The sequence below is a fragment of the Veillonella parvula genome (genome assembly GCF_042850485.1).
GTDB classification, from domain to species: domain Bacteria; phylum Bacillota; class Negativicutes; order Veillonellales; family Veillonellaceae; genus Veillonella; species Veillonella parvula_Q.
The window spans coordinates 220,416-246,816 of the sequence record NZ_AP031417.1 but is presented as its reverse complement, the minus strand read 5'-3'; the positions used below and the strand labels follow the sequence as shown (position 1 = coordinate 246,816).

Sequence of the window (26,401 nt, the reverse complement as noted above, 5' to 3'; positions counted from 1 at the left end):
TGCATAGCTAGTATAAATCCATCTATATCAATCCCCATCCCTGTCTGTCGCAGGTCAATCGGCAATTGTTAATTAGGCAGTTCTCCTGGCTCCAGTTTAACGTTACTTTGCGCCTTCCCAAAAATTTCAGTGACCGAGAGCATTTCACCCTCTATGCAAAGTACCTCGCTGTTACAGTGGCGTGACCGCTTTGGCTTGTACCAAATTCTCTATTAAGTCAATAGACACCTAACCCAATCATATGTGATTTTTCTCATCGTAGCATGAGGGATATACAGTGTCAATAAACATATAGGGGTACAGCTATTCTTGTAAAATCTATACTTTTCAGCAAAAAAGAAGCTAAAACTCAACCACTAAGCCGAGTTTTAGCTTCTCATTAGGACAATCTGTAGAAATGCCCTTCAAATTCGATAATTTATTTTTATCGATTAATAACTTTTCCGCTACAATTCAAGGCGCATTTGATACCATTTGGCACCGCCATGATCCGACGTTGACGCCCCTTCATTTACAAAACCAAACTTAGCATAATAAGGTATCTTTTCTTCCTTACAGGTTAGAATTAGGCCCTTTCGGTTTTCCTCTCTGGCCAATTCTATAAAAGCCTCTATCAAATGACCACCAACACCACGATTGCGATATTTAGGCATCGTATTTAGACCAAAAATCATCTGCCATGCGCCGTTAGGGTTATGCAAAGAAGCATCGGCAAACATCTCGTCCGTTAAGACTTCATCATCCGTTACAAAACCATCGATAAAACCAATCGGCGTAGTTCCATCAAAGGCAATTAAAAACTGACCTACATAATGGTCTAATCGTTCCTTAAAAGCCTCACGAGGCGCCGCCTCTGCCGGAGGAAAACAAGTTGCTTCTATATTCGTTACTAAATCCAAATCATCAATTGTAGCTTTTCTTATTAACATATTATGTCCTTCTTTATGTACTTACATACTTATGTATTTATATATTTTTATAGAGCACATTTTAAAATGAGTCAGCTAAAATAAATCATTTTTAGTATAAACGCTTTACGCCATAAAGGCTACACGTAGAGATGTTACGTGTAGCCTTTTTTGAATCTTATATTTACTAAATTTACTTTTTCGTATACTTAGGCCCATTGCGATACTGCATCGGTAAAGAATTCTCTTTTACTTTAAAGCCATGTTTCTCGTAAAAGGTCGCATTCTTGCTGTCGCCAATCATAACATTGATATACAAATACGACTTGTAAGCATCTTTTACTATCTCTAGCAAATGTCCAGCAATACCTTGGCCCCGATAATCAGGATGAACTAGCACATAATTGATGAAACACACAAGTTCGCTATCATCCATGACACGAATAAGACCGACTAAACGGTCACTGTCCCAAGCAGTAATCACGCGCGATGAATTCATCAGTGCCTTATGCAATCTATCAGGATACTTGCCCACCACCCAACGAACAGACAAAAACAACTCTGCTACCTGTTGAGGCGTGAAATCTTTTTCTTCGGTATACCTAATCGCCATATCGTCCTCAACTATACTAATCATACAAATGCCTTTATATCTATTTTATATTACGACGATAGATTATCTAGGCGATACAATCTCTTTAGGATTCCACCAAATCACAGCCGACCGAGAGGATATCAAGCACTTGTTGTCTTTTGATCGAGCGATAACCTCTTTGCGTATCTGTTCTTCTGCTTCTGGTGTTAAATCCCCTTCGTATTGTTCGTAGATAATCTTTCTGCACTCGATTTCATCCTCGACTATGCGCTCGCATTTATAATCAATGACGCTTACATTAGGGAATCGCCCTTGTGAAAGCAACATATTGTACAGAATCTGGAATTCTTCTACATCAGATTTACTTGCTGCTCGAGGATTTTTCCAGTCAGGAATACCAGCCACAATGGCACAATAGCCTTTTGAGTATTGCTCCATTTGTAAAATTCGAGGCCACACATCAGGAAACATCCAAAGTACTAAAGAAATAGCCACTACATCAAATTGGGAGTCAAAAGATCCATCTTGAGGTAAGTCCTGTACCATTTCTTCAATGATGTTAAAGTTCTCTACACCTAATTCTTTGGCATTTTCTTTAAGGACTGCAACCATGCCCTTAGAGGGCTCGATAGCGGTAACAGATTTAATATGTTGAGCAAAAGGAATTGTGAAAGAACCTGGACCAGCACCTATATCTAACATGCTAGAATCAGGTGTTAAGACACTACTTAAAGCAGCATACACCTTCCGTCCAAAGTCGTAGTCATTGCTTTTACGCATAAGAGAAAAATCATTGGCCCGCTTATCCCAATACTCTAATAATGGATTCGCCCGAATCCCTTTCTCACGATCATAATAACTTTGTTTCCACATTTCATTCCAGAACGAAAAATCTGTAACTTGCGGTGCCATACGAAACCTCCTGACTTAATCTAAATTCCTCATTTCTCGGATAAACTCTTCTGCCTCTTGCAGGTTCTTAGGGAACTCAAAATAAATGCAACTTTCATGACCACAATAAGGATTTCGGAAGTCATAGCCGCTCAACAACAAATACTCGATAATCTTCCATTCTTTGTCATTAGATTTCTTAGGAGCCTTGAACTTCTCGTTCACAAAGTACATTTTACCATTGCAGGTAGGGCAGGTTTTATTTCTATTAAATAACTCGTAGTTTGTTCCCTCCGACAAGGATATCCGGCAGTTTACACATACATTTTTATAGCCCATAGTCATTTACTCCCATATGGTTTATGCTGAAAGATATCTTTTATAATCCCTTCACCAACAATATTGCCACCTTCCATGATAAGAAACTCTGCACCTACCTGTATAGCAGAATAATCTACGGTTTCATATACAGGTAAAGCATTGGCTTGAATCGGTTTATCAAAGATAACATCTTCACCATCAATAAAGTTAATTCCAAGATACTCCTCAGTACCTTTTATAACGATATGAGGATAGTACATTCCATAATTTAAATCCGGTGGACTCGTTCTCTTCTTGCTGAAGAACGTAACTGTACAGCTAATAGTAAAATCTAAATTGCACATCTCAGGCCTCATTCAATTACATATACCATATCACCTTTAAAGTATATGTTCATTATGCAGTGAACTGGATTCCCTTCGGTCCATAACCAACCTTGGAATACAGCGTGTCCCCAATTATAAGTCTCCGTAATGACCTCGAATTCACTTTCACTATAATCCTGTTGATACTGAGGTAACTCAATTCTTTTACCTGTGAAAGTATCTAGTATTGTAGTATTAAAAACGAGAATTTCAAAAAAATCTATATCGCACGTCTCAAACACAACCTTGGCTTTATGAGTCTGTTCAACACCGTTCTCATAAGAGAAAATGTACTCAAATGTAAGGATCAAATCATCATCTGCGTATTCTATTTTCTGTACCCTTGCATCGTGGAGAGAATATTTGGAATACTCGCCAAAAGATTTTGTTGTTTTCATGAGACCTCCTTCTACAAATAAAATTACTTATTCATAGAAAAATACTAATACCAATATGAAAAAACACAATGAGCCTATATAAAAACACATAGTTAAACGCTCAAAGTCTAAACTATATGCTTTTTTATATACCATTCAATCATTTAAAATTTATTTGCTTACTTATATGTACCATATTTCAATCCAATAACCTTCATATAATTACAAATAATCAATAGTATCCATAAAATTTAAAAGTGACTCTTTAGTGTTTATTCGATTATTAGTTAAAATCTCTATTATATCTCCCCCAGATATAATAATTACAGGATGTCCATCTTCTAGTAATTCTTTATATGCCTGTTCAGAAACATAAGAAGTTGTAACAAAAATTCCAAAATCTCTATATTTTAATCTAGATATTAATCTAGACAACAATTTTACCCCATTTGAATTATCTCTTTGATAACATTTTGCCTCTAATGCACATCTCAGTTTTATAGAGTTATTTTTATGACCTAATCGATACTCACCTATAGCATCTATACCGCCATCCCTAACAGTCCGTGTAATATTAAAATTCAAAAAATTATTATCCATTAACCCAACTAATTTTGCAGCAAAATACTCAAATTTATAAGGCTCGTCTTTATAATATTGATATATAAAATCTAACTTTCTAAGATCTTTATCCGTTGATGGTAATTGTTCAATTTTTGATCTATACTCTTTATTCTTTGGGGCTCTTAAAATAATATCATCAGTTAAACCTTGTTTTACATACTTAAGCCAAGCATCAGGCGCAAATCTAGTGTTTAAAGAATCTCCATTTATTAAACAACTAAGCCATTCTCGATTAATTGATTTTGTATTTAAGATTGTAAAATGAGCCTCGTAATTTATAAATCTTTCACTATTAGAAGTTCTCCAAATTGCTTTCAATGAGTTATCCTTACCTAGATAGTAATCTTCTGGAACAGCTAAGCCCAAAAACCTAACACTCCTATTGCTTGCTACTGTAGGATTCTTCATGAAAATAAAAACTGGAGGAATTTTATTACGATTTTTCTCATTAAATATAGTTTCTAAAATTAGATTACCTTTCTTAGAATCTACTTTATCTCCAGGTCTTTTATTATCACCATAATATTTAAATTTACCAGTTTCTGCTTCTAATACATCTGGCCAATCTATATCTTCATTAGATGAATATAAAACAATATAAGCTTTATCTGTAGTATTCAAAACATTCCTATATCTAAAGCCACCAGCATTTTGTACCCCCATTAACTTAGTTAAAACGTCATCTAATATATTACCAACAGCTCCGCCTTCATAGATTTCATCTATCACAAGATCTACTTCAGTTTCACATACGTCTTTAAATGAAATCATATATTCCCCACCTTAACAGGCTCCACATTTTATAAATTAACAATATTATTATCATTATTATCTACTTTTATAAAATCTAATATAGCTGATGCCAGTTTAACTGATAGAATAGGAGGAACTGCATTGCCAATTTGCCTAAATGCAGCCGTCCGTGATGATTCAAAATAAAAATTATCTGGGAATCCTTGAATTCTTGCAGCCTCTCTTACACTTATAGATCGATTCTGTCTCAAATCAGGATGAATATAATAGTGTCCATCTTTAGATATATGGGCAACAACTGTATGGCTTACCGAATCATAATCTAAAGCTTTATATCTATCTAAAAATGAAGTCGTGTTAGAATGTGTCTGAAGCTCTACCGGTATATCATTATACCTCAAGTTCTCTCCTATTTTTTTTGCCTTCAATACTAATTTATAGATTCTTAAATCATTTTTACTATGTGGTCTTGCAATATGTTGAGTTAAAATATCATCATTACTACGAATATATTTTTGGACATACTTACTTACATAATTACAACAATATTTCTTCGAACTTTTTCCAGCCCTTATATTTGGCAAATCAGCGAATAATTCTTTTAATTTGGGGCTTGGTTCAACATAATTATATAGATAATCAAAAAAAGATTTATTAAATAGTAAATCCTTCCTATGTCCAACTATAATTACACGTTCTCTATTTTGTGAAACACCAAAATCATTAGCATTAATAACTTCATAATCTACAGCATATCCAGCAGAATCAAACTCCTGAATCATTTTATCAAGTAGTAAGTCTCCAGATATATCCTTAAAAGAAAGTAACCCTTTAACATTTTCAAATATAAAAAATTTAGGCTTATACCTATTGCAAAAATCTAAATAATGCTTATATAAGTAAATTCTTTTATCTGTGTCTTTTTTCTTCTTATTATTAGCTCTCCCAATAATAGAATAAGCTTGGCATGGTGGTCCACCTATAATTCCATCTAACTCTTTAGTTCCTAATCGCTTATCTATAAATTCAAATATGGGTGATATCGTCTCCTCACTTATTTCCTTAGACAAAATATCTTTTGTAACCTCATTTGGAACCATAGAGTACAATACTTCTCTAGATATATTTCCTTGTATATATTCAAAATATGGAGATAGGTTATTGATATTTTTTAAATAATAATATATATTTCTCAAGCATAGCGAGGCACAAGCATCTTTATCCATCTCTATATGACATATAAATTTAAATTTCGTGTTATCTCTAAAGCCCTCTGTAAGCCCACCAGCACCTGAAAATACATCAATTATATTTAGCATAACCACACCTCCTTTCCAAAATATTAATTATAAATTATTTAAAACACTATCACAGTTAAACTCTGGCTGCCCTTGTCTATGATAATAGGAACTAAATCTTGAAACTATATCTCTTTTAAAACTTTCAGTAATTACACCAATTTTAAAATATGAGTCATCAATAATTTCTCCACGCTCTTTATCATATTCAAGAGAAAGTATAGAACGAAAATCGACAAAACCTCCAGTAAAGTCTTTTACCTTTGGCAAAAAATGATATCTCAAAGAATCCGAGTGTGAGTTTCTAAACCACTTCATTAAATCCCCCTTTGCTTTCTTTGCTTTATTAGATTCTTTGTTTTGTTCATTATTATATATATCTAATCGTTCCTTAAAAGATTGTACTTCATCATAATTTTTAATTTTACACAATATGACTTCATCTACTTTTTTGTTAGCAAGATCACATGATGGTGTTAAAACCATATAATACTCACAAGAATTTTCACCTATGTTTTTTTTATAAATGTCACACGTACAAACTTGTTTGATAGGATTCGGAAACATATACATTTCAATTGGCTCGACATCAATATATTTATCATCAAACATATACTTATTGGAAAGCCAACTTGATATATATCTTATAATTACAGTTTCTTGCTTCTCTTTAGATAATAGTGATATATCTTGATTCTTACTAGTAAAACACTGAGGAATTACATTCCAAAATAACTCCTTTATATTTTTATTTATCTCACCTCTTGATCCAAAGATTTTAAAAACAGAATCGCTGTATTTTTCTATTAACGCATTAATCTCATCATATAAATTTGTCTCTTTAGGGAGGACCTTAACAATACTTTTATCAATATCAGTACTTACTTTATCAGGAAAACCAGTTATTACAACAATAGGAACAATTTCTTTTTCTATTATTCTTTTTAACAAAACATTTCCTGATATTTCTTCATCAGGTTTAGCTGCATTATCATCATTGTTTAATTTTAAATCTATTATAATTGCTTTAAAATAATTCTGATATAGTTCAATCATAGCCGATTCAGGTGTTTTTACTACTTTATATGTTATATTCAAATCAGTTGTCTCATTTATCTCATTTATAGCCTCTATAAATAATAATTCCTGATTCCGATCATCATCAATCAATAAAAAATCTATATTATTCATTAGTAGTCCCTATCCCCCGTCTAAAATTAACTCTAAACAATGCACCCACCTTAGAGTCTACAACCTCTAAAATACCATTGTTTCGTTGAATAGCCTCTCCTGCAATAGAAAGCCCTAACCCAGTCCCATTGTCTTCCTGCACATCATTTTTTGTTGAGTAGCCCGGCAAAAATAAGATATTATCAATAATACCTTCTGTAGGAATACTTGGCCCATTATCATAAATCTCTATAGTTACATTTTCACAATTACCATGTAAACCTATTTTTATTAATTTTTCATTAGCCTTAGTATATTGAACCCAAAATACAGCATTATCTATAATATTTGTCAATGCCATATATAAATCATCCTCAATTATATCTAATGTAATACTCGTCTCCATGTCATATTCAATTATAATATTTTGAGATTCTATTATTGATTCAAAAATATCTACCACTGCTTTAATTATTTCCGCAACCCTTACTTTTCGTCTTTTCTTTCTTTTGTTTGATGCCAAAGGATCTAATCGAGCAAAAAAAGTGCTCATTCGTTTTGCTTCAGAGTCTAATCTTTCTATATCATTAGACAAGTCAATATACCCATCAACCGTAATTTCGTTTTTATCTTCAAGTCTTTTAAGCTTACGATTCATCTGAGGTAACTTATTTGTGTACCATGACAATGGCTTTCGACCTTCATGTAATACAACACTTATTACGTTACCTAATGTTGTATGCTTTTGATATATAGCAATAGTTTCCTTTACCTCTAAGAATTCTTCTGCCTTCTCCTTTTCTAATATTTTTATTTCTTTACTAATTTCTTGATTCAATATATTAATTTGTTCCTCAGCTTTATCAGGATATTTTTTTATATTTTTATATGCCTTTTCAACTGCTTTTTCCATCTTCTCATTAATATGAGTAAAGTCAAAAAGTTTATCTATTACATTAGCCTTTTTTCGCGTCCTTTTTTGTCTATAGTTAAATCGTTCTTTCTGTAACAAATTAAGACTTAAATCTGCTATTCTTTGTAACACAAAATAGCTTGCATTCTCATACAATCCATCTCGGGCACTTTTTTCTTTTAAACCTGATTGTTCTTCAGATTCTATACTTATCCTACCATTAATTTGTTCCGAACCAATGGCCATACTAGGATTCTGAATCCGTTTAGAGTCTAAATTCAACCAGTCAAATCCTTTATCTCCATATGGTCTTATTCTAAAATCATTTCTATATATACTTATACCTGATTGATCTATTAACATACTTTTTACATCATTTTTTGATAACTTTGTATGCTGATGTCCATTTATAAAATTCATTATCACTTCTATACCAAATGGATCTTTATCATAAACTCTATAATCAATATATATATCACCACAAGGTTGTAGGTACTCAGTTAAAATCTTATCATCTGCAAAACTACCTTTAAATAATTTTGTTTCATTAGTATAAAAATTATGATAAGTTAACCCATAACTAAAGTCAGAATTAACATTCCCTGTTAATCTATAGTGCCAAGCATCATCAAATTCTAATTGTGAAATTGTTTTAGTTATATTTTTAGTACTATCATCATAAAAATTATCATAACAAATCTCTATCTTGAAATCATCTATATTTGATAAGAGTTTAGATAATTCTTTTTCAATTTTCAATACGTCAGATTCATGAATCTCATCAGTAAGATTATTACCATATTCATTTGTAATAGCTAATATAGTCCCACTATGCTCATCAGTCTTAAAATTATTAATCATTATAGGAATTTCACTTAGTTTCCTCTCCGAATTAAATTCACTCCAATCAAACGATGCTATTGTTTTTATAGAGTCTTTTATGGTAATTAATTCTAGTTTGTTACCAAGTAATGATACAGCATAACGTCCAATGCCTTTTCTACCTTGATATACTCTTCCATTAGGGCTCTTTTGCTTTTTTAATTTATAATCTGTTGAAGGTACCATCCATGCCCCTATAACAGTTTCTTGACTCATACCATGTCCATCATCTTCAACAATAATCTTTAATCCGCTATTAGTTCTCTTATATGTTATTTTTACATAAGTAGCATCTGCATCATAAGAATTTTTCACAAGTTCAACCATTGCAGCAGGGAGGTCCTTAATTAAATCCTTACCAATTGCCATTATAAGTCTACCTGTAGGCTCAATATAACCGTTCATAACTATATTTCTCCTAATAATCTACAAATAATAAAATAATAATTATAAACCTTACTATAATTACCCATTCAATCTTAAACTACTTCAAATTAAACATTATCTTTTAACATACCTTTTACTGTATTATTAATATAACCGTAACAATAATATTTAATAATATCAAGTTAATTCTTTATCTCTGACAGTCAATTCATTAGATATCACCTACTAAAAAGATTTCTTAGCGCAGAGCAAAAACTTTATCTGAGTGCACAATATGTTAATTTTTATCAAACTATTATTATCTCAAAAAAGCCAACAGAATTCTCACTCTGTTGGCTTAGTTAATAATATAATAAGAATTTATCTAACTTTTATCATATAGATAGATTTCCATGCGCGCTCAATTAATTATAGATTTATCTTATTCCCACTCAATTGTAGCAGGTGGTTTAGATGTAATATCGTACACGATGCGGTTAATGTGTTGTACTTCGTTTACGATACGACGGGAGATTGTGTCCAATACGTCGTAAGGGATGCGTGCCCAGTCAGCAGTCATGAAGTCTGTTGTTGTTACGCCACGCAATGCCAATGTGTAATCGTATGTACGGAAGTCCCCCATAACGCCTACGGTACGTGTAGATGTTAATACTGCAAAGTATTGGTTGATGCTGCGATCAAGGCCAGCTTTTGCAATTTCATCACGGAAGATGTAGTCCGCATCACGCAAGATGTCGAGTTTGTCTTTAGTGATTTCGCCCATTACACGGATTGCAAGACCAGGACCTGGGAATGGTTGACGCCATACGAGGTAGTCAGCCAAGCCTAGTTCAGAACCAAGTTCACGCACTTCGTCTTTGAAGAGGTTGCGCAATGGTTCGATAAGGCCTTTGAAGTCTACCACTGCAGGTAGGCCACCTACATTGTGGTGAGATTTGATAACTTCCGCTTCGCCAGTACCGGACTCGATAACGTCAGGATAGATTGTACCTTGCGCTAAGAAGTCAACGGAACCGATTTTGCGGCCTTCGTCTTCGAATACGCGGATAAATTCTTCACCGATAGCTTTACGTTTCGCTTCTGGATCTTCAAGTCCAGCCAATTTATCTAAGAAACGTTTTTCTGCATCTACGCGGATGAAATGCATTCCGGAATCTTTGAAAGCTGCTTCTACTTCGTCACCTTCGTTTTTACGCATTAAACCATGGTCAACAAAGATACAAGTCAATTGGTCGCCCACAGCTTTAGAAATAAGAGCTGCCGCAACGGAGCTGTCTACACCACCAGACAATGCCAACAATACTTTGCCGTCACCAACGGTTTTGCGGATGTCTTCAATAGCAGATTTCGCATAGTTTGCCATTGTCCATGTGCCTGTAAAGCCACATACTTCATATAAGAAGTTGTGAAGCATTTCTTTGCCATGTTCAGTGTGCAATACTTCTGCATGATATTGCATAGCATATAGTTTACGTTCTTTATTTTGCATGGATGCAACAGGGCAATCCTTAGTATGTGCTACGATTTCAAAGCCTTCAGGAACTTTTGCTACATAATCAACATGGGACATCCAAACAACTTGGTCTTCTTCCAATCCTTTGAACAATGGAGATGTAGTGTCCACTTTAGTAGGTGTTTTACCAAATTCACGGTTGTCCGCAGATTTAACTTCGCCACCCAATGTATGCGCCATAAATTGCATACCATAGCACATGCCAAGAATAGGAATACCAAGTTCAAAAATCTCTTTCTCAATTTTTGGAGAGTTTTCTTCATACACGCTGTTAGGACCGCCTGTGAAGATGATACCTTGCGGTTTTAATTCCTTAATTTTTTCCAGCGCTTTGTTGTATGGATATACTTCGCAGTATACGTGATTTTCACGAACACGGCGCGCGATCAATTGGTTATATTGACCACCAAAGTCAACAACAATTACAAATTCCTTGTTTTCCATGCCTTCCTCCATATGCATCTATTTGTGAAAGTATATTCACTATTTTTTATGCCCATACATTTCTGTACTGGGGCGCGTTTTTCCGAGCTAAACGCTAATTTTTCATTACAGTTTATTATACCATAGGAAATATAACGACTCCATATATTCCGTATGTAGATTATAAATAAATCTTTAATGTTCGGATTTCTAACTATCACGCTTTAAAAGCTTTCTGTATGTAAGTTAATTTGCTAACAATGCTAAAAGATATCTAAGCTATTACTTTTTAGGAGCCTCTCGTTTATACATTTTTACGGCTCCCACAGGACAGATGGAATAGCAGTCACCACAACTGATACAGCCTTTCCCGATATTAAATCGAGTCTTCCCTTCGGTGATGCATTGAACAGGACAATCCTCAGCGCAAGCACCGCATTTAACACAAGTATCATCAATATTAAACTTTAGATTTCCCATTATACATCACCTCCTATGCATTCTTTATCTGTGCCAAACTTAACATTATCTACTTTTACTTCTTCTTATTTAGCTCATTATTATACGCAATAGCCGAATAGATTGCCTTTGCCACGCCTTGGTGGTTATTGTCTGTCGTTTCGTATCGTGCCGCTTCTTTAATATTCGGCTTGCTATTACCCATGGCTATACCAGCGCCCGCAAAGCGTAGCATAGATAGGTCGTTTTCGCTATCCCCTAGTACCATTACCTCGTCAGGACTTAAGCCCCAATGTTTTGCCAACGCTTCTACGGCTGTACCCTTTGTAGTATGAGGCAAGACAAATTCTAAATTACCTTCACTAGAGAGCAGCACATCATAGAAGCGTTCACGACCTGTACCGTCGTGGGATAAACCTTGGTATTCATCACGCAAGTCTTGCAAGATACGTTGACGCATCGGTTCATCACCGTAGAAGATTTGAATCTTCTCAGGCCCTTCGTCTAAGGATTCCATATGGGCTAGTAGATCACATACCATTGTACGTGTAGCCAAGATAAATGGACGAATATTAGGTCTAAAGAAGAAATTAGATTGCTCTATTTCACATTCAGACATCTTTACCTTTGCGGCTTCATTACCTTCTGCCAATGCATAGTGATCGTACGTTGCTCCTGGCAGACGAGTGTCCCCTATACGAGAAATCTGATTTTTAGTATTAGGCAGATGATTATCCATTATGCCATGTACAGTCTTTTTATCTTCCTCAGCACGCTCGCTAGCGCATACTCCTAAGCGTTCAGGTGTAATACATCTAGATGGCGGATACATGCCAAAAATTTGGTCTTTCACATAGGCCTCTACATAGACACCATAGGTTAATAGTTTACGCAACAAATGTAGTGCTTGTTCTTTATCAAAACTTACGTGGAATAGACTGCGGTTTTCATCCTTATCCATCACGTAAGCGCCATTAGTGCACATGAAATAGCGCAAGCACGGCAGTTTTTCGATGACATCATTCATCTCATTCCAAGCGCGGCCAGAAGCAATGGCTACACGAATGCCACTTTCACGAGCAGCACGAATCGCCTCAATAGCATCCTCAGGAATCGCCTTTGCATCGGTTACCAAGGTGCCATCTACATCGGATGCGATAAATCGAATGGACTTATCCCCAGTGAGGCCTATATAATTTTTTATTTCTAATGTTTCAGTCGTGGCCATACATCCTCCTTCTGTTTCTTCTATTCCCTTTATTCTTTCTATTCCTTCTATTTAGAATTATTAAATTCGCCTACAATTTCCTCTAAGATTGCTGGTTTTTCTACCAATCGCAATACTGTGCCACCAATGATATTTGCACCGTCGGTAATGGTTTGTTCAATGGTAGGCTCTAACATGGCAGCAGCAAATTCTTTAGAATGACACACCTTCGGCTCGCCAGCGAGGCGCAATTTAGGATGGAGTGCTGCACATTGATAGCTTACATTGCCAATATCTGAACTACCTCCAAGGGCTGCTGGGCCGGGCTCAAAATCGAGGCCCATGTCGGTCATTACCTCTTCGATAAGCGCTTTGCCACGATTGTTTTGGTTCATATCATCATAGGGGTTACCATAAAACTCTACATCCACAGTTGTACCTGTACAAAGGGCCGCCCCTTCAAAGATTTTTTTGATTTGCTCAGATAAACCATTCAAGTACTCACGCTCCGTATGCCGCACGGTAACCTCTAATTCACCGAAGGCAGGAATTACATTGGATGCGGTACCTCCAGCAATGATCCACGTGCCGATGCGCGTTTCAGGGCGCACTTGTTGACGCATCATATCCATAGCATGGATGGCGAGTTGCACACCATTTACCGCATTGATGCCATTCCAAGGCTCTCCAGCTGCATGGGCTGGCTTACCATGATACTTAGCGCGAAAGCAATCGAGTGCCAAAAATTGTGAATTAGGCCGTGTTTCCTCGCCGTCGAGATGCACCATGATGGCAAAATCGTATTCTTTGAATACCCCTGCATTACACATAGCTACCTTACACCCCATCGCTTCTTCGTCTGGAGTACCAATGATATCGATATCCATGTTGAAAGCTACGCCCTCTTCTTGCATTTTATGCAGTATCAATGCAGCCAACACACTCATGGCACCGCTTGCAGAATGACCACAAGCATGGCCTACCTCTGGCAATGCATCGTATTCACATAGAATCGCCAATCGGCCTTTTGGATGATCTACTTTCACGGCTGAAGCCTTGAAGGCAGTCGGCAAATTACAAAATTCATAGGTTACGTCCATGCCATATTTTTTAAGAACAGCACCTATGGTTTTGACAGACTCGAATTCTTGACTAGAAATCTCAGGATTTTTAGCTAATGTATAATTCACCGCAAAAGCATCTGGAGCGAAGCTTTTACAAAGATCTGAAAATGTATGCGTAAGGGACATAGCTCCTCCAATAGATATAAATGAATTAATATGAACAGCCTAATTCACCTAATTCATATGAACAGACTTTTTAAATATGAACCTCATGTACTCTTAATTATACAATGTTATTGCCTATTGGTGTAAAATTCCGTACAATATAAACAGAAATGTATAAACCATGTATATGGATGTTTGAGGAGGATACTATGTTTAAGTTCAAAAAATTGACAGCCATCGCCCTCGTAGCGGTAGCAGCAATGGGTTTATTGGCTGGTTGTGGCAACGACAAGCCAAAAATGACACAACAAGAAGGCGTATTGCGTGTAGGTTCTGAAACTACATTCCCACCGTTTGAATTCACTGAAGGCGACAAATATGTTGGTTTCGATGTTGATTTATCCGAAGCAATTTCCAAAAAAATCGGTCTAAAAATGGAATTCAAATCCATGGGCTTCGACGCTTTGATCCCAGCTGTTCAATCTGGCGATATCGACATGATTGCTGCAGGTATCAACGCTACTCCTGAACGTGAAAAAGTATTGGACTTCTCCGATGTGTACTTTGATCAAGGCGGTTTCATTACAGTTGTTCGTAAAGACAACACTACAATCCACAACATGGACGAACTAGCAGGCAAAACTGTAGGTGTTCAAATCGGCACAATCCCTGTTGAAATGGCTCAAAAAATTCCTAACACAACAGTAAAACAAATCGATTCCAACGCTAATATCTTTATGGAATTGAAAGCCGGTACAATCGATGGTGCTATCATCGATAACGCAGTTGCTATGTACTACCTAAAACAAGGTGCTGATCAAGACCTTAAACTCGTAGGTGAACCTACACAATCCCCAGGCACAGTTCTTGGCGTGAAAAAAGGCAACAAAGAATTACAAGCTGCTGTTAACAAAGCTCTTAAAGAACTTAAAGAAGACGGTACTTACCAAAAAATCTACAACAAATGGTTCGGCGATTACATCAAAAAATAATATATATCCTTACGATCTAGGATAAGCAATAACCCCTCTGAAAGATTTCAGACATCACATAAAATTTGTGACAACAGATTTTCTTCAGAGGGGATTTTTTGCGCTTAAACACAACACATACTGAAGCTTCCGTTTAAATACAGGCATATTAGAAATAGTCTAGTATATTGTGAGAACAGTTAAACGATATCAATATGATATCAGCAGAAAACATACAGATATACTAGCATTGCCTCTTTTACGGTACCTAGCGTTCGTTATATAATAAATATGTATTTTATAGTATAAAAGGAGGCCTAATGGCACAGTACTTTACGGAACGCCTGCAAAAGGTCTTCCACATGATTTTTACATCCTATAATCAAAAAATGGCTCAAGAAGGCTTACGTCAGTTAGAACTCATCGTCAATAATCAGCAAGGTGCAGTACAAACTGATCATCGCGCCTTGCGAAACGATATGACGGCCCTTCTTGAAAGTGATATAGATACTAAAGATGATGCTCTCAAGATAGCCAATGATTCAGCGGCTAGAGAGCTAGGCGATGCGTATGCCCTTTTGGCACGTGTCTATGCAGGACCTCGCTTTACCTGGGAAGAGTCTAACTTCCCAGAGGACAATATGCGCACGTATCAGTGCTTACACGATAGCATTCGCCGTTGTAGCCCTATCGGCACATTACAAGCTTTGCGCATCAAAGGCTCCATCACGCCTACCGTAGAGAAGGATATGCAAATTTCCTTCGACGAAGCATTTCGCATTGTCTATGATTACGCAAACCAAGGCGATGCCTATTGCCAATATGTTATAGGCAATGTCTTTTTCTGGCGTGATGATAATCGCATCAGCTCCGCTGAGACTATGCTAACACCTCCGCCTATGAGTTGGACTAAACGCATTCAAAGAAGCCTTACAGCAAACTCTGTGCAGGATCGCATCGCCGCTTTGCAAGGCACTGTGCCAGATGAAACATTACAAGAAAATGCATCTAACCTTGCGAAAGAGTGGTTTAACAAGGCCCTCGACAACGGTCTTGCTATGTTCCAAGGGAACTTGCGCAATATCTATATCGACGAAGCCGATTTCAGCAATGCGCGCCGTGTCGCTAGGACTGCGGCCGAACTTGGCAACCCTGCCATGATGTTATATACAGGCCTCGACTGCCATGAAAATGGTAAATTCGAGGATGCTTTCACATGGTTCACTAAAGGTGCCGCCTTAGGTCAATCTGAAAGTATCGCAGAATTAGCGGATTATTACTATCATTTCTATGATGCTAAAGCGTTACGTTCTACGATTCCCTACGATCCGGTAAAGGCTATCGGTCTCTACCGCCGTGCGGCAACGAAACAGTTTAGTGATGCAGGGTACACCGCCTTACAGGCAGCCTTTGGCTATATCTTTCACATAGGCCACCTGCCTCTTGACTGGGGTCTCATTGCAGATTTAACACATATGGCGGCTACAAAAGATCGCTTCATATTCGCCTTGCCCTATATCGGATACATGCGAATCCACGGTTTAGGGGTAACGAAAAATATACGCTTTGGTGTGCAATCATTACTACGTGTCTTAGACGAGGAACAACGAGCCTTTGAAGAGGAGAATCGCGTTCTGTTCTATGATATTACACGCGCTTTAACACGTGTTGCTTTAGGTTATGCCTACGAAAAAGGCTATGTAACTGGCAAACCAGATTTAGATCAAGCCGTATCCTATTACGAGCAATCCCATCAATATATCTTATCTCATAAAGCCAATTTAGATCCGGAGCTAAAAGATATTCCTATCGATGACGAAGCAGAAGAACGCTTAGCAGCCTTTGAAGAGGTCGATGGTCATTGGCAATACAAAGAAGGTATTGCCGAGTCAACTACTACGGTGCGCCCTGCGCCTACCAACAGGCCTCAAAATGCGGCCCGCTTATCTGTAACCATGGACGACTTCCTATGGGATACAACCTTGTACGACTGGCAAACCATTGAAACCGCCTTAGAGTCACAAGAAGAAATGAAGCTCAGCTTTTACAATCATTTCCTATCCGTCCCAGATACATTGCGCAATATCTTTAAGGTCGATGTAAAACGGATGCTACGAGATCACTATCAAATAAGGCTACATGGTTATGATCCATCAGAAGGACATGAAATTATCTACAAGTCCATTTACGACAAAGAAAATACCATAAACCTATTGAAAGAGCTTTACGATAATCATCAATTGCCTAGCCTCGAAGATAATTGGACTATCGAAAAGAACGAAGAAAAGCCAACCTGGCATTACGTGCTCGATGTGGATCAACAGCCGTTTTTGCTAGAGGAATACGATGATGCAAACGCTATGATTCAGGCTGCCTTGCAAGGATTAAAAGAGAAAAAGTACGAACAAATTAATATTCGTACTCATGACTTTGTGGGCCCATCCTATTTCATTTTTAAAGGCAAGCAATCGACCCCATTTAGAGTGCAGCTCTATCTGAAAGAGTCCGCCCGTCATACCATCGATGACGATGGAAACCAACAAGACACACCTGGTAAGACCTACTTATTTGAACAATATGTGGGGAACGAGGTGTCCTTAAACTATTGGATTCAAAAAACAATAAATACCTTGGAAATCCCTGAACTAGATAATTGGAAACAGTTAACAGTACCAAAGGATTTACAAACATAAAAAAGACCATCCCCAGTGAACTGCAATCCAAAAATTGTGTCCAATTTTTGGAAGCGAAGTTCAGAGGATGGTCTTTTTTTTATTATAATGTTTTTACAACATCGGCACAGCGTGCACAAAGTGTAGGATGTGCACTATCTTGACCTACTGTATCGCGGTGGATCCAGCAGCGTTCACATTTTTCGAGACCAGATGCAACAACAACTGTGGCAACGCCAGTTTCTTCGTCTTTTACAGCTTCTGCTGGTGCAGCGCCGTTCACGATGTGAGCTTCGGATACGATAACGAGTTTAGCCAAGCCTTCTTCACCAAGGGCGTTCAATGCATCGAATGCAGCACCTTCAGCATATACTGTAACGGATGCATCCAATGGATGACCGATTGTTTTGTCTTGACGAGCAAGTTCCAATGCTTTTTGTACGGATGTACGCAAGTCTAACAATTGATTCCATTTGTCAGCCAATTCTTGGTTGAAATGTTCTGGATGACCTTGTGGCCAATCTTGAAGCATAACGGATTCGCGCATGCCCTCTTCTTTAGGCATATATTTCCAAACTTCTTCCGCTGTGAAAGAAAGTACTGGAGATACCATGGCTACCAATGTTTTCAAGATTTCGTACATCGCTGTTTGAGCAGAACGACGAGCTACATTATCTTTGCTTTCAGCATACATTGTATCTTTCATTACATCAAGGTAGATGGAACTCAAGTCTACTGTACAGAAGTTATGAATTGCATGGTACAACATGTGGAATTCATAGTTTTCGTACGCATCAGTAACCTTTTGACGTACTTCTTCTAAGCGCAATAATGCCCATTTATCGAATTCGGACATATCTGCATAAGCCACTTTATCGGTATTCGGATTGAAGTCATCCAAATTGCCGAGCAAGAAGCGGAATGTGTTACGGATCTTACGGTATACTTCGGATAATTGTTTTACGATGTCTTTGGACAAACGTACGTCTGCTTGGTAATCTGCGGAAGATACCCACAGACGCATAACGTCAGCGCCGTATACGTCGATAATGTCGCTAGGAGCTACTGTATTACCTACAGATTTGGACATTTTACGACCTTCGCCGTCCACTACGAAACCGTGAGTCAGTACGGAGTTATATGGTGCTTTACCTGTTGTGGCTACTGCAGTCAACAAGGAAGAGTTAAACCAACCGCGATGTTGGTCAGAACCTTCAAGGTACATAGCACATGGTACGTCAAGATCATTTACTTCGAGCACACCAGCCCAAGAGGAACCAGAGTCGAACCATACGTCCATGATGTCTGTTTCTTTTTTGAACTCATCATGACCGCAATGAGGGCATTTGAAACCTTCTGGCAACAATTCTTTTGCACTATGAGCCCACCATGCATCGGAGCCTTCTACGGCTACTTTTTCTTGTAATGCTTTGATAGTATCATCGTTGATGATGTGCTCGCCGCAGCTTTCACAATAGTAAATAGGAATTGGCACGCCCCAAATACGTTGACGGGAAATTACCCAGTCACCACGGTCGCGCACCATGTTGAAGATGCGGTCATGGCCCCATTTAGGAATCCATTGCACTTGGTTGTCGATTGCATCAAGCGCTTGTTGACGGTACCCATCTACAGAGGAGAACCATTGTTCTGTAGCGCGATAGATGACAGGATTTTTACAACGCCAGCAGTGAGCGTATTGGTGACGCAAACTAGATTTGTGAAGTAATGCATTGTTATGTGCCAAGATTTTGATTACAGGCACTTCTGCATCGTGGATTTCTACGCCAGCCAATGGGAATTCAGTATCGCCATAACGGTTGTCGTCTACTTGTTTAGTGTAGTTACCAGTTTCGTTAACAAGAGAAATGATAGGAAGATTAGTTTTACCTTCCTTGTTATAACGCATAACGATGTTAAAGTCGTCTTCGCCGTGTGCAGGCGCTGTATGTACGCAACCAGTACCTGCTTCAAGTGTTACATGGTCGCCACACAATACAGTGGATGTACGTTCTACGAATGGATGTTTAAATTCAGCTAATTCTAAATCTGCCCCAGAGAAGCGGTTTACGATTTCGTAGTCTTCGATACCAATATCTTTCATCGCCGCGTCAACAAGTTCAGTAGCCATCAAGTAGTATTCGTCGCCAGCTTTCACCCAGCCATATTCTAGATCAGGGTTAACGGAAATAGCTACGTTGGCAGGCATTGTCCAAGGAGTAGTTGTCCAAATAACAGCATATGCTTGTTTAGGATCTACGCCAGCTGGCAATGTTACCTTTTTCTCGGATACGTAAGGGAATTTTACGTAAATGGAGAAGGATTTTTTCTCAGCATATTCGATTTCTGCCTCTGCCAATGCAGTTTCGCAGTGCGTACACCAGTATACAGTTTTAAGACCTTTGTAGATATGTCCGCGTTTTGCCATTTCGCCAAAGATGCCGAGTTGTTTTACTTCGAACTCAGGACGCAATGTCAAGTACGGACGGTCCCATTCGCCTAATACACCAAAACGAATGAAGTCTTGTTTTTGTGTTTCTACGCACTCCAATGCATATTCCTTACATTTATTGCGCAAGTCCAATGGAGCCATTTCATGACGGTTAAGACCAGTGTTCTTAATAACCGCATGCTCGATTGGCAAGCCGTGCGTATCCCAACCAGGAATGTAGCGAGTATAATGACCAGTCATTGTTTTGTATTTCATGATGATGTCCTTCAACGTTTTGTTGAGGGCATGACCGATATGCAATTTACCGTTTGCATATGGAGGGCCATCATGCAAAATGAATGGCTTTGCATCTTTACGCAACTCCAAACGTTTTTGATAAATCTTGTTATCTTCCCAGAATTTTAAGATTTCTGGTTCGCGCTTAGGCAAATTGCCGCGCATTGGGAATTCTGTTTCAGGCAAATGTAACGTCTTACCGTAATCCATGCTGTGCTCCTTTTACATAAAAAAATCGCCCGCCCCCGAAGGGACGGACGTAATATCCGTGGTACCACCCTACTGACTCTCGTTACTTGTGAAAGCCACTTAAACATATAACGGTGTTCACCGGCGGCATTGCCGCTTGCTCCAAAGTGATCCGCAAATCTCTAGATTTCCAAACCTTTCAGCCCATGAGTTTGGTCTCTACTAAATCCGTCTGAGACATGCCGTCTTTTTCAACGCAATATTCATATAATAGATAATTATAGGACTCAAAGGGGGAAATTGTCAAATATTTCATTTCTAAATTTAACAGAACCTACATCCCCTATTAAGCAAAAGAAAAAGCCTACTTACGTAGGCTTTATTGTATATACAATTATTAAATAGCACTCATGAGAATTAGTTCAAGAATAATAATTGCAATGCACACGTACATGAATTTACGATCCATGTCGTCAGTTGGAGTTTCTTTAAGACCAGTGCAAGCAGCTTCTTCAGCTGTGACAACTTCATAGTTCATTGGAGATCCGTATTGGTTATCACCTTCATCACCCTTTTGAGCAAGTAGATAAATAGGATACATCATAGCCTACATCGCACTAGTCATAAGTAGTTTATCTACCAAGAACCAAAGCACAAAGATAGCGCAGAATAGTCCTGCAGTTAGTCCCATAGATGGCGTAGTATCAATAAGACCTAATTCACGGGCCATTTGTTTTGTTACAACCACTTGACCTGTAGGGGGACCAAAGCGATTTGGTTGGCTTTCACCAGGCAGAGTCATAAGGATCAACAGGATAATAGTCCCTATTACAGGGATGAATCCAATAAATACGAGGCCCCCTGAGCGGCCTTGATCGTGTAAACGTCGCACTGAAACGGCCACGCCAGGGATAACCATAATCACGGACAAGAGGACAAGGATGACCAAACCAAAACCTACGCCTACTACGCTAGATAGTGGGCTAATATAGCTCAAAAAAGCACAAGTAAATAGAATGGCCACAAACAACAATTGATAGACTAACAAGAAATGCCAATATTCACTACGACTTGCACGACCATCAAAATCAGCATATTTATAAACCAAACATTGTTTAAAGTTTTCAATCAAGCCTAGATTGTATTTATCTAACGAGATTTGTGGTCTACTAACATGCCCACACTCTGGGCAGTAACAATCTGTTTTCAACACTGCATGTCCACAATAGGGACAAGATTTCATAATAAACTCCTTCTAGCTACAAACAGAAATCAGCAAAGATTACGATGTCCTGCTGTACTTAACACATATAACAACTAAGATATTCTTTATTTATTAATATCTAAGTTTTTAAATTCATCTGAAATTCATTTTACTATAAAGTGTTATATTGTCTATAAAGGAGATGTTAAACTTTTATAAAATAAAATAATGAGATTGTTAATAAATACAGGTATCTATTACATGTATCCATTCCCATTAATACCATACCATAATATCTCTCTAATGATATCAGCAATAATAATAGATTGGATAATAAAGATGGCAATCCCCATCGCCCAATCTTGACGACGAGATGGAGTTTCTTCTAGTCCTGTAGCCTTGCTGATCTCAGGAGTAATAGGTGTATAGCCGGTTCTTTCACCATATGAATTCTCTCTTTCATCGCCACGACGCAATTCGTAAACGAGGAATATAAAGAAGCCTATAACAGGAATAAATGAGATTAACTGCGTCCAACCACTCCGGCCAATATCATGCATACGCCGTGTTGTGATAGCTATATTGGGAACTATAAAGAAAAGGGATACCCCTACAGTAACATTATCGATAAGCGCTTCATAATTAGGAAAGCCCAAGTTACTACATAGTAAAGCCAAAATCCCAAGTAATCCTTGTATCAACGTAACGCCTGCCACGAATCGCCAATATTCACTACGACTAGCACGACCATTAAAATTAGCATAGTTTCTAATGCCTAATTTGAAGGCATCGGTATAATTCAAATCATATATATTTATGGTTGACATAACCTAATCCTCCTCCGCGGCTTCAATAGCAACAATGCCCCAGCCTTTGCCTTCATTATGCAAACGAACTAATACGGGCTCTAGATTATCTTCAAAGGTAATGGTAAAGCCCATATAGTTTACAACAATATCATCATCTTGGTCTTGGGAAACATAGTCAAGCTGTATCGCTTTCACCTTAGGAACCTCTTCCTTAGTCATGGCTTGTTCCCATAGTTCAAAGGTACCATATCGCTCCATAGCACGAGCACTCAAATAACGATATGCACCATGATAATCCTTTTTGTTGAGGGCTTCATAATAATTACTTACCACAGTACGCCCCTCTGTTGTAGCCGTTTCACTTTGTAAAAGACGATTTGCTTGTTTCGTTAACGAACTAGGTTCCAAATTGCCATAAGCAGTCTCTTCTACCATAAAATTATGATTAATCATTGTACTACCTGCACTAGTGGCTAGGCATCCTAATACTAATATGGACACAATAAAGAGGCCCGAAACGGAACGTTTTTCCTCTAATTCATTAGATACAGGCGATGTGCGCTTACAGAATAGATACAATAATGCAAGCCAGCCTAAAATAGGAACCAATAGTAAAATCATCAACGTTGGATCATTATTAGAATCTCGTAACCGTCTTGCCATTAACATAATCTTCGGCAAGCATAACAGGATGGACAATACAAATAATACGCCGCCACCGATAGAGACAGCATAAAGAAATCCATACGGTATGTAGGTTGCAAGACCTGTAATACATATAATTAAGCCATATACAAAGGATATAGCACTTATGGTGAGCCAAAAATCGGCTGTATTTGTACGTCCTTTACTGTTTGCATAGTTTTCCACTAGCTCACGATAGAGGATTTCGTATACTCTCTGTTTCATAAAACTCCTACTATAATCTTAGATAATATTAGATAATAAATATATATAGATATTCCTATTATACTATGATTTATCAACTTAGTTGATTCATTTTTTGTTCATGAAATATGCCTATACTACAGATATATTTCTTACAACTAAAATTCGTACAATCAATTATACAGGAGATAATTATGAAAGCTAAATTAATGAAAGCAGTAGCTTTAGCTAGCTTAGGTGCCTTCTTAACAGTTGGTATTGGTGCCAATGTAGCCCAAGCCAAAGATTACCACTTCAAAATCGGTGAAAATCATCGCATGGTAAAAAATGATGATGGCACAGTAGATAGCAGCGCTCATCCATGGTACAAAGTAAATGATAAAAAGAAAAAGCACAGAAAGCATAGAATATCTGAACGTGAAAAGCATGATAAAAATGCAACAGCAAAACGCAGTGAACAACATCAACGTTCTGAATCCTCTAATGACTAAGCCTTGCGCATAATACATATTACTAGCCCTAAAAACACAAAACTAAATTAACCAACCAATGAAAAGGACGTTATACATTGTATAACGTCCTTTTGTGTTATCCCCTATATAATTTTTCCCAAGGCTATATGAGTTATTATGTTATGCGCCAGCCTTTAGAACAGCTTGTTTCATGGATTGTACGTAATCAAACAACGCTTGATCCGCATGTTCACCGTGTTCTGCCACGATTTTAACGATGGCAGAGCCTACGATAGCACCGTCGGATACGCGCGCCATAGCTTCCGCTTGTTCTGGCTTAGAGATACCAAAACCAACAGCTACCGGGATATCCGTATATTTGCGAATCATTTCAACAATGGATTTAATATCCGTCTTAATTTCACTGCGCATGCCTGTAACGCCAAGTGAGGATACACAGTATACAAAGCCTTCTGCGTCTTTGGCGATCATTTCGATGCGGTTTTCAGATGTTGGCGCAATTAAGGATACAACTTCAACACCATGCTTATGAGCCACACTAGCGAGCTCGCCTTTTTCTTCAAACGGCATGTCTGGTACGATAACACCAGAGATTCCCACCTCTTCACAGAGGGTAAAGAATTTTTCACGACCAAATACGTAAATAGGATTCAAATAGGTCATGAATACGAGCGGTATAGTCACCGCATCATCACCTGTACGCAGACGACGCACCATATCGAAGATATCATTGATTTTTACGCCTGTAGATAATGCGCGTGTACTTGCTTCTTGGATAACTGGGCCTTCCGCTGTGGGATCGGAAAAAGGAATACCGATTTCCACCATGTCTGCACCGGCTTTCACCATAATGCGAATATAACGTTCTGTATTTTCAATACCGTGGTCACCAGCACTAATGAACGGGATGAATGCCTTGCCCTTTGTGAAAGCGTCTTTAATTTTACTCATGAAGATCCACCCCTCTATATTTCGCCATAGCCGCTACGTCTTTGTCACCGCGACCAGATAAACAAATAATAATGATGTCATCCTTGCTCATAGTAGGAGCAATTTTACGTGCATGTGCCACCGCATGAGCACTTTCAATCGCAGGAATAATACCTTCCAAGCGAGATAAATATTCAAAGGCATCTACTGCTTCGTCATCTGTAACAGGCACATATTCAGCACGCCCGCTATCGTGCAAGTACGCATGTTCAGGACCGATGCCAGGGTAATCGAGACCTGCAGAGATAGAATATACTGGAGCAATTTGACCGTCTTCATCTTGGCAGAAGTAAGATTTCATACCGTGGAAAATACCAACAGACCCCTTCGCGATTGTTGCTGCATGTTCCTCTGTATCGATGCCGCGACCTGCTGCTTCACAACCGATGAGACGAACCCCTTCATCTGGAATGAAGTGATAGAACATGCCCATCGCATTGGAGCCACCGCCTACGCAAGCCATAACAGCTGTTGGCAATTTGCCTTCTGCTTCGAGGATTTGTTCACGCGCTTCACGACTGATAATAGATTGGAAATCACGAACGATCATAGGGAATGGATGAGCACCCATAACGGAGCCCAATACATAGTGCGTATCGGACATGCGGTTTGTCCATTCGCGCAACGCTTCGGAAACCGCATCTTTCAATGTACTAGTCCCTGTTGTTACTGGATGCACCTTAGCGCCTAGCAATTCCATACGATATACGTTAAGTGCCTGACGTTCACAGTCCTCTGCACCCATGTATACTTCGCATTCCATGCCCATCAATGCAGCGATAGTAGCCGTTGCCACGCCGTGTTGACCTGCGCCGGTTTCAGCAATAACGCGTGTTTTACCCATCCGTTTTGCCAATAACATTTGGCCAATTACGTTATTCAACTTGTGAGAACCAGTATGGTTTAAGTCCTCACGTTTTAAATAAATTTTGGCTCCCCCAAGGTCCTTTGTCATACGGTCCGCATAGTATAACAGGGATGGACGACCTGTATATTTTTTATGTAACTCCTCAAGTTCATGTACGAAATCAGGATCATCTTTGTACTTATTGTACGCCTCTTCCAATTCGATAACTGCATTCATCAATGTTTCTGGCATAAATTGACCCCCAAAGGAGCCAAAATAGCCATGTCTTTGTTCACTCATATAACTTACCTTTCT

General features: G+C 38.2%; 24 protein-coding genes and 1 riboswitch. Of the genes, 3 read left to right on the top strand and 21 right to left on the bottom strand.

The genetic code is table 11. From position 1 onward, the window contains the following. Positions 1–57: 57 nt before the first annotated feature. A riboswitch (cobalamin riboswitch) is annotated at positions 58–247 on the bottom strand. Between the two features lie 199 nt (positions 248–446). From ACGHIY_RS00965 to ACGHIY_RS00900, 14 genes are all read right to left on the bottom strand, one after another. Continuing rightward, a complete protein-coding gene (locus ACGHIY_RS00965) occupies positions 447–929 on the bottom strand; it encodes a GNAT family N-acetyltransferase (RefSeq protein WP_390525598.1) in 483 nt (160 codons plus the stop codon). Positions 930–1,101: 172 nt separating this feature from the next. Continuing rightward, positions 1,102–1,545 (bottom strand): GNAT family N-acetyltransferase, encoded by a 444-nt coding sequence (locus ACGHIY_RS00960; protein ID WP_390525597.1) that lies wholly within the window; start codon positions 1,543–1,545, stop codon positions 1,102–1,104. 39 nt (positions 1,546–1,584) lie between these two features. Continuing rightward, positions 1,585–2,415, bottom strand: coding sequence for a class I SAM-dependent methyltransferase (locus ACGHIY_RS00955; RefSeq protein WP_390525596.1), 831 nt, complete (start codon positions 2,413–2,415; stop codon positions 1,585–1,587). A gap of 15 nt (positions 2,416–2,430) precedes the next feature. Next, complete coding sequence (locus tag ACGHIY_RS00950; RefSeq protein WP_390525595.1) at positions 2,431–2,733, bottom strand: hypothetical protein; 303 nt, start codon at positions 2,731–2,733, stop codon at positions 2,431–2,433. A gap of 2 nt (positions 2,734–2,735) precedes the next feature. Then, positions 2,736–3,059 carry a hypothetical protein gene (locus ACGHIY_RS00945; RefSeq protein WP_390525594.1) on the bottom strand — a complete coding sequence of 108 codons (324 nt, stop codon included), beginning with the start codon at positions 3,057–3,059 and terminating at the stop codon, positions 2,736–2,738. Between the two features lie 8 nt (positions 3,060–3,067). Continuing rightward, positions 3,068–3,478 carry a hypothetical protein gene (locus ACGHIY_RS00940; protein WP_390525593.1) on the bottom strand — a complete coding sequence of 137 codons (411 nt, stop codon included), beginning with the start codon at positions 3,476–3,478 and terminating at the stop codon, positions 3,068–3,070. A 201-nt stretch (positions 3,479–3,679) separates the two neighbouring features. Beyond that, positions 3,680–4,852, bottom strand: a complete 1,173-nt coding sequence (locus ACGHIY_RS00935; protein ID WP_390525592.1) for a restriction endonuclease — start codon at positions 4,850–4,852, stop codon at positions 3,680–3,682. Positions 4,853–4,881: 29 nt separating this feature from the next. After that, positions 4,882–6,153: a DNA cytosine methyltransferase gene (locus ACGHIY_RS00930; RefSeq protein ID WP_390525591.1), complete on the bottom strand. Its 1,272-nt coding sequence runs from the start codon at positions 6,151–6,153 to the stop codon at positions 4,882–4,884. A 27-nt stretch (positions 6,154–6,180) separates the two neighbouring features. Continuing rightward, positions 6,181–7,323, bottom strand: coding sequence for a hypothetical protein (locus ACGHIY_RS00925; protein ID WP_390525590.1), 1,143 nt, complete (start codon positions 7,321–7,323; stop codon positions 6,181–6,183). Further along, on the bottom strand, positions 7,316–9,502 hold the full coding sequence (locus ACGHIY_RS00920; protein WP_390525589.1) for a sensor histidine kinase: 2,187 nt from the start codon (positions 9,500–9,502) through the stop codon (positions 7,316–7,318). Before ACGHIY_RS00920 ends, ACGHIY_RS00925 begins: the two co-directional genes overlap by 8 nt. Before the next feature lie 403 nt (positions 9,503–9,905). Beyond that, positions 9,906–11,441 (bottom strand): glutamine-hydrolyzing GMP synthase, encoded by a 1,536-nt coding sequence (guaA, locus tag ACGHIY_RS00915; RefSeq protein ID WP_287513037.1) that lies wholly within the window; start codon positions 11,439–11,441, stop codon positions 9,906–9,908. Positions 11,442–11,702: 261 nt separating this feature from the next. Then, on the bottom strand, positions 11,703–11,900 hold the full coding sequence (locus tag ACGHIY_RS00910; protein WP_120055812.1) for a 4Fe-4S binding protein: 198 nt from the start codon (positions 11,898–11,900) through the stop codon (positions 11,703–11,705). Positions 11,901–11,955: 55 nt separating this feature from the next. Continuing rightward, entirely contained in the window at positions 11,956–13,107 is a 1,152-nt protein-coding gene (locus ACGHIY_RS00905; protein WP_390525588.1) for an HAD hydrolase family protein, read from the bottom strand. Between the two features lie 47 nt (positions 13,108–13,154). Further along, a complete protein-coding gene (locus tag ACGHIY_RS00900; RefSeq protein ID WP_390525587.1) occupies positions 13,155–14,336 on the bottom strand; it encodes an amidohydrolase in 1,182 nt (393 codons plus the stop codon). 188 nt (positions 14,337–14,524) lie between these two features. Here ACGHIY_RS00900 and ACGHIY_RS00895 point away from each other — a divergent pair, with 188 nt between their 5' ends. Together ACGHIY_RS00895 and ACGHIY_RS00890 are read left to right on the top strand one after the other, a co-directional pair. Beyond that, on the top strand, positions 14,525–15,307 hold the full coding sequence (locus ACGHIY_RS00895; protein WP_316055290.1) for a basic amino acid ABC transporter substrate-binding protein: 783 nt from the start codon (positions 14,525–14,527) through the stop codon (positions 15,305–15,307). Between the two features lie 299 nt (positions 15,308–15,606). Continuing rightward, positions 15,607–17,979 carry a tetratricopeptide repeat protein gene (locus ACGHIY_RS00890; protein ID WP_390525586.1) on the top strand — a complete coding sequence of 791 codons (2,373 nt, stop codon included), beginning with the start codon at positions 15,607–15,609 and terminating at the stop codon, positions 17,977–17,979. Positions 17,980–18,061: 82 nt separating this feature from the next. On the opposite strand, the gene ileS is transcribed toward ACGHIY_RS00890, so the two are convergent. The 5 genes from ileS to ACGHIY_RS00865 all read right to left on the bottom strand — a co-directional run bounded on the left by ileS (position 18,062) and on the right by ACGHIY_RS00865 (position 23,797). Continuing rightward, a complete protein-coding gene (gene ileS, locus ACGHIY_RS00885; RefSeq protein ID WP_123138367.1) occupies positions 18,062–20,896 on the bottom strand; it encodes an isoleucine--tRNA ligase in 2,835 nt (944 codons plus the stop codon). Positions 20,897–21,272: 376 nt separating this feature from the next. Then, complete coding sequence (locus tag ACGHIY_RS00880) at positions 21,273–21,479, bottom strand: hypothetical protein (RefSeq protein ID WP_390525585.1); 207 nt, start codon at positions 21,477–21,479, stop codon at positions 21,273–21,275. 3 nt (positions 21,480–21,482) lie between these two features. After that, a complete protein-coding gene (locus tag ACGHIY_RS00875; RefSeq protein WP_295816781.1) occupies positions 21,483–22,118 on the bottom strand; it encodes a DUF805 domain-containing protein in 636 nt (211 codons plus the stop codon). A gap of 218 nt (positions 22,119–22,336) precedes the next feature. After that, complete coding sequence (locus tag ACGHIY_RS00870) at positions 22,337–22,906, bottom strand: DUF805 domain-containing protein (RefSeq protein WP_105086866.1); 570 nt, start codon at positions 22,904–22,906, stop codon at positions 22,337–22,339. Between the two features lie 3 nt (positions 22,907–22,909). Further along, positions 22,910–23,797 (bottom strand): DUF805 domain-containing protein, encoded by an 888-nt coding sequence (locus ACGHIY_RS00865; RefSeq protein ID WP_008715195.1) that lies wholly within the window; start codon positions 23,795–23,797, stop codon positions 22,910–22,912. 173 nt (positions 23,798–23,970) lie between these two features. Here ACGHIY_RS00865 and ACGHIY_RS00860 point away from each other — a divergent pair, with 173 nt between their 5' ends. Further along, positions 23,971–24,267, top strand: coding sequence for a hypothetical protein (locus ACGHIY_RS00860; protein ID WP_004697907.1), 297 nt, complete (start codon positions 23,971–23,973; stop codon positions 24,265–24,267). A gap of 141 nt (positions 24,268–24,408) precedes the next feature. On the opposite strand, the gene trpA is transcribed toward ACGHIY_RS00860, so the two are convergent. Both trpA and trpB read right to left on the bottom strand, forming a co-directional pair. Next, positions 24,409–25,200 carry a tryptophan synthase subunit alpha gene (gene trpA / locus ACGHIY_RS00855; RefSeq protein WP_174892161.1) on the bottom strand — a complete coding sequence of 264 codons (792 nt, stop codon included), beginning with the start codon at positions 25,198–25,200 and terminating at the stop codon, positions 24,409–24,411. Beyond that, the gene (gene trpB / locus ACGHIY_RS00850; protein WP_174892160.1) at positions 25,193–26,386 is read right to left on the bottom strand and encodes a tryptophan synthase subunit beta; all 1,194 of its coding nucleotides are present in this window, start codon (positions 26,384–26,386) and stop codon (positions 25,193–25,195) included. Before trpB ends, trpA begins: the two co-directional genes overlap by 8 nt. Positions 26,387–26,401 lie beyond the last annotated feature (15 nt).

Excerpts from the sequence above, each read along its gene's own strand:
- ACGHIY_RS00965 (WP_390525598.1), bottom strand. The coding sequence starts at position 929 with ATGTTAATAAGAAAAGCTACAATTGATGATTTGGATTTAGTAACGAAT.
- ACGHIY_RS00960 (WP_390525597.1), bottom strand. The coding sequence starts at position 1,545 with ATGATTAGTATAGTTGAGGACGATATGGCGATTAGGTATACCGAAGAA.
- ACGHIY_RS00955 (WP_390525596.1), bottom strand. The coding sequence starts at position 2,415 with ATGGCACCGCAAGTTACAGATTTTTCGTTCTGGAATGAAATGTGGAAA.
- ACGHIY_RS00950 (WP_390525595.1), bottom strand. The coding sequence starts at position 2,733 with ATGGGCTATAAAAATGTATGTGTAAACTGCCGGATATCCTTGTCGGAG.
- ACGHIY_RS00945 (WP_390525594.1), bottom strand. The coding sequence starts at position 3,059 with ATGTGCAATTTAGATTTTACTATTAGCTGTACAGTTACGTTCTTCAGC.
- ACGHIY_RS00940 (WP_390525593.1), bottom strand. The coding sequence starts at position 3,478 with ATGAAAACAACAAAATCTTTTGGCGAGTATTCCAAATATTCTCTCCAC.
- ACGHIY_RS00935 (WP_390525592.1), bottom strand. The coding sequence starts at position 4,852 with ATGATTTCATTTAAAGACGTATGTGAAACTGAAGTAGATCTTGTGATA.
- ACGHIY_RS00930 (WP_390525591.1), bottom strand. The coding sequence starts at position 6,153 with ATGCTAAATATAATTGATGTATTTTCAGGTGCTGGTGGGCTTACAGAG.
- ACGHIY_RS00925 (WP_390525590.1), bottom strand. The coding sequence starts at position 7,323 with ATGAATAATATAGATTTTTTATTGATTGATGATGATCGGAATCAGGAA.
- ACGHIY_RS00920 (WP_390525589.1), bottom strand. The coding sequence starts at position 9,502 with ATGAACGGTTATATTGAGCCTACAGGTAGACTTATAATGGCAATTGGT.
- guaA (WP_287513037.1), bottom strand. The coding sequence starts at position 11,441 with ATGGAAAACAAGGAATTTGTAATTGTTGTTGACTTTGGTGGTCAATAT.
- ACGHIY_RS00910 (WP_120055812.1), bottom strand. The coding sequence starts at position 11,900 with ATGGGAAATCTAAAGTTTAATATTGATGATACTTGTGTTAAATGCGGT.
- ACGHIY_RS00905 (WP_390525588.1), bottom strand. The coding sequence starts at position 13,107 with ATGGCCACGACTGAAACATTAGAAATAAAAAATTATATAGGCCTCACT.
- ACGHIY_RS00900 (WP_390525587.1), bottom strand. The coding sequence starts at position 14,336 with ATGTCCCTTACGCATACATTTTCAGATCTTTGTAAAAGCTTCGCTCCA.
- ACGHIY_RS00895 (WP_316055290.1), top strand. The coding sequence starts at position 14,525 with ATGTTTAAGTTCAAAAAATTGACAGCCATCGCCCTCGTAGCGGTAGCA.
- ACGHIY_RS00890 (WP_390525586.1), top strand. The coding sequence starts at position 15,607 with ATGGCACAGTACTTTACGGAACGCCTGCAAAAGGTCTTCCACATGATT.
- ileS (WP_123138367.1), bottom strand. The coding sequence starts at position 20,896 with ATGGATTACGGTAAGACGTTACATTTGCCTGAAACAGAATTCCCAATG.
- ACGHIY_RS00880 (WP_390525585.1), bottom strand. The coding sequence starts at position 21,479 with ATGATGTATCCTATTTATCTACTTGCTCAAAAGGGTGATGAAGGTGAT.
- ACGHIY_RS00875 (WP_295816781.1), bottom strand. The coding sequence starts at position 22,118 with ATGAAATCTTGTCCCTATTGTGGACATGCAGTGTTGAAAACAGATTGT.
- ACGHIY_RS00870 (WP_105086866.1), bottom strand. The coding sequence starts at position 22,906 with ATGTCAACCATAAATATATATGATTTGAATTATACCGATGCCTTCAAA.
- ACGHIY_RS00865 (WP_008715195.1), bottom strand. The coding sequence starts at position 23,797 with ATGAAACAGAGAGTATACGAAATCCTCTATCGTGAGCTAGTGGAAAAC.
- ACGHIY_RS00860 (WP_004697907.1), top strand. The coding sequence starts at position 23,971 with ATGAAAGCTAAATTAATGAAAGCAGTAGCTTTAGCTAGCTTAGGTGCC.
- trpA (WP_174892161.1), bottom strand. The coding sequence starts at position 25,200 with ATGAGTAAAATTAAAGACGCTTTCACAAAGGGCAAGGCATTCATCCCG.
- trpB (WP_174892160.1), bottom strand. The coding sequence starts at position 26,386 with ATGAGTGAACAAAGACATGGCTATTTTGGCTCCTTTGGGGGTCAATTT.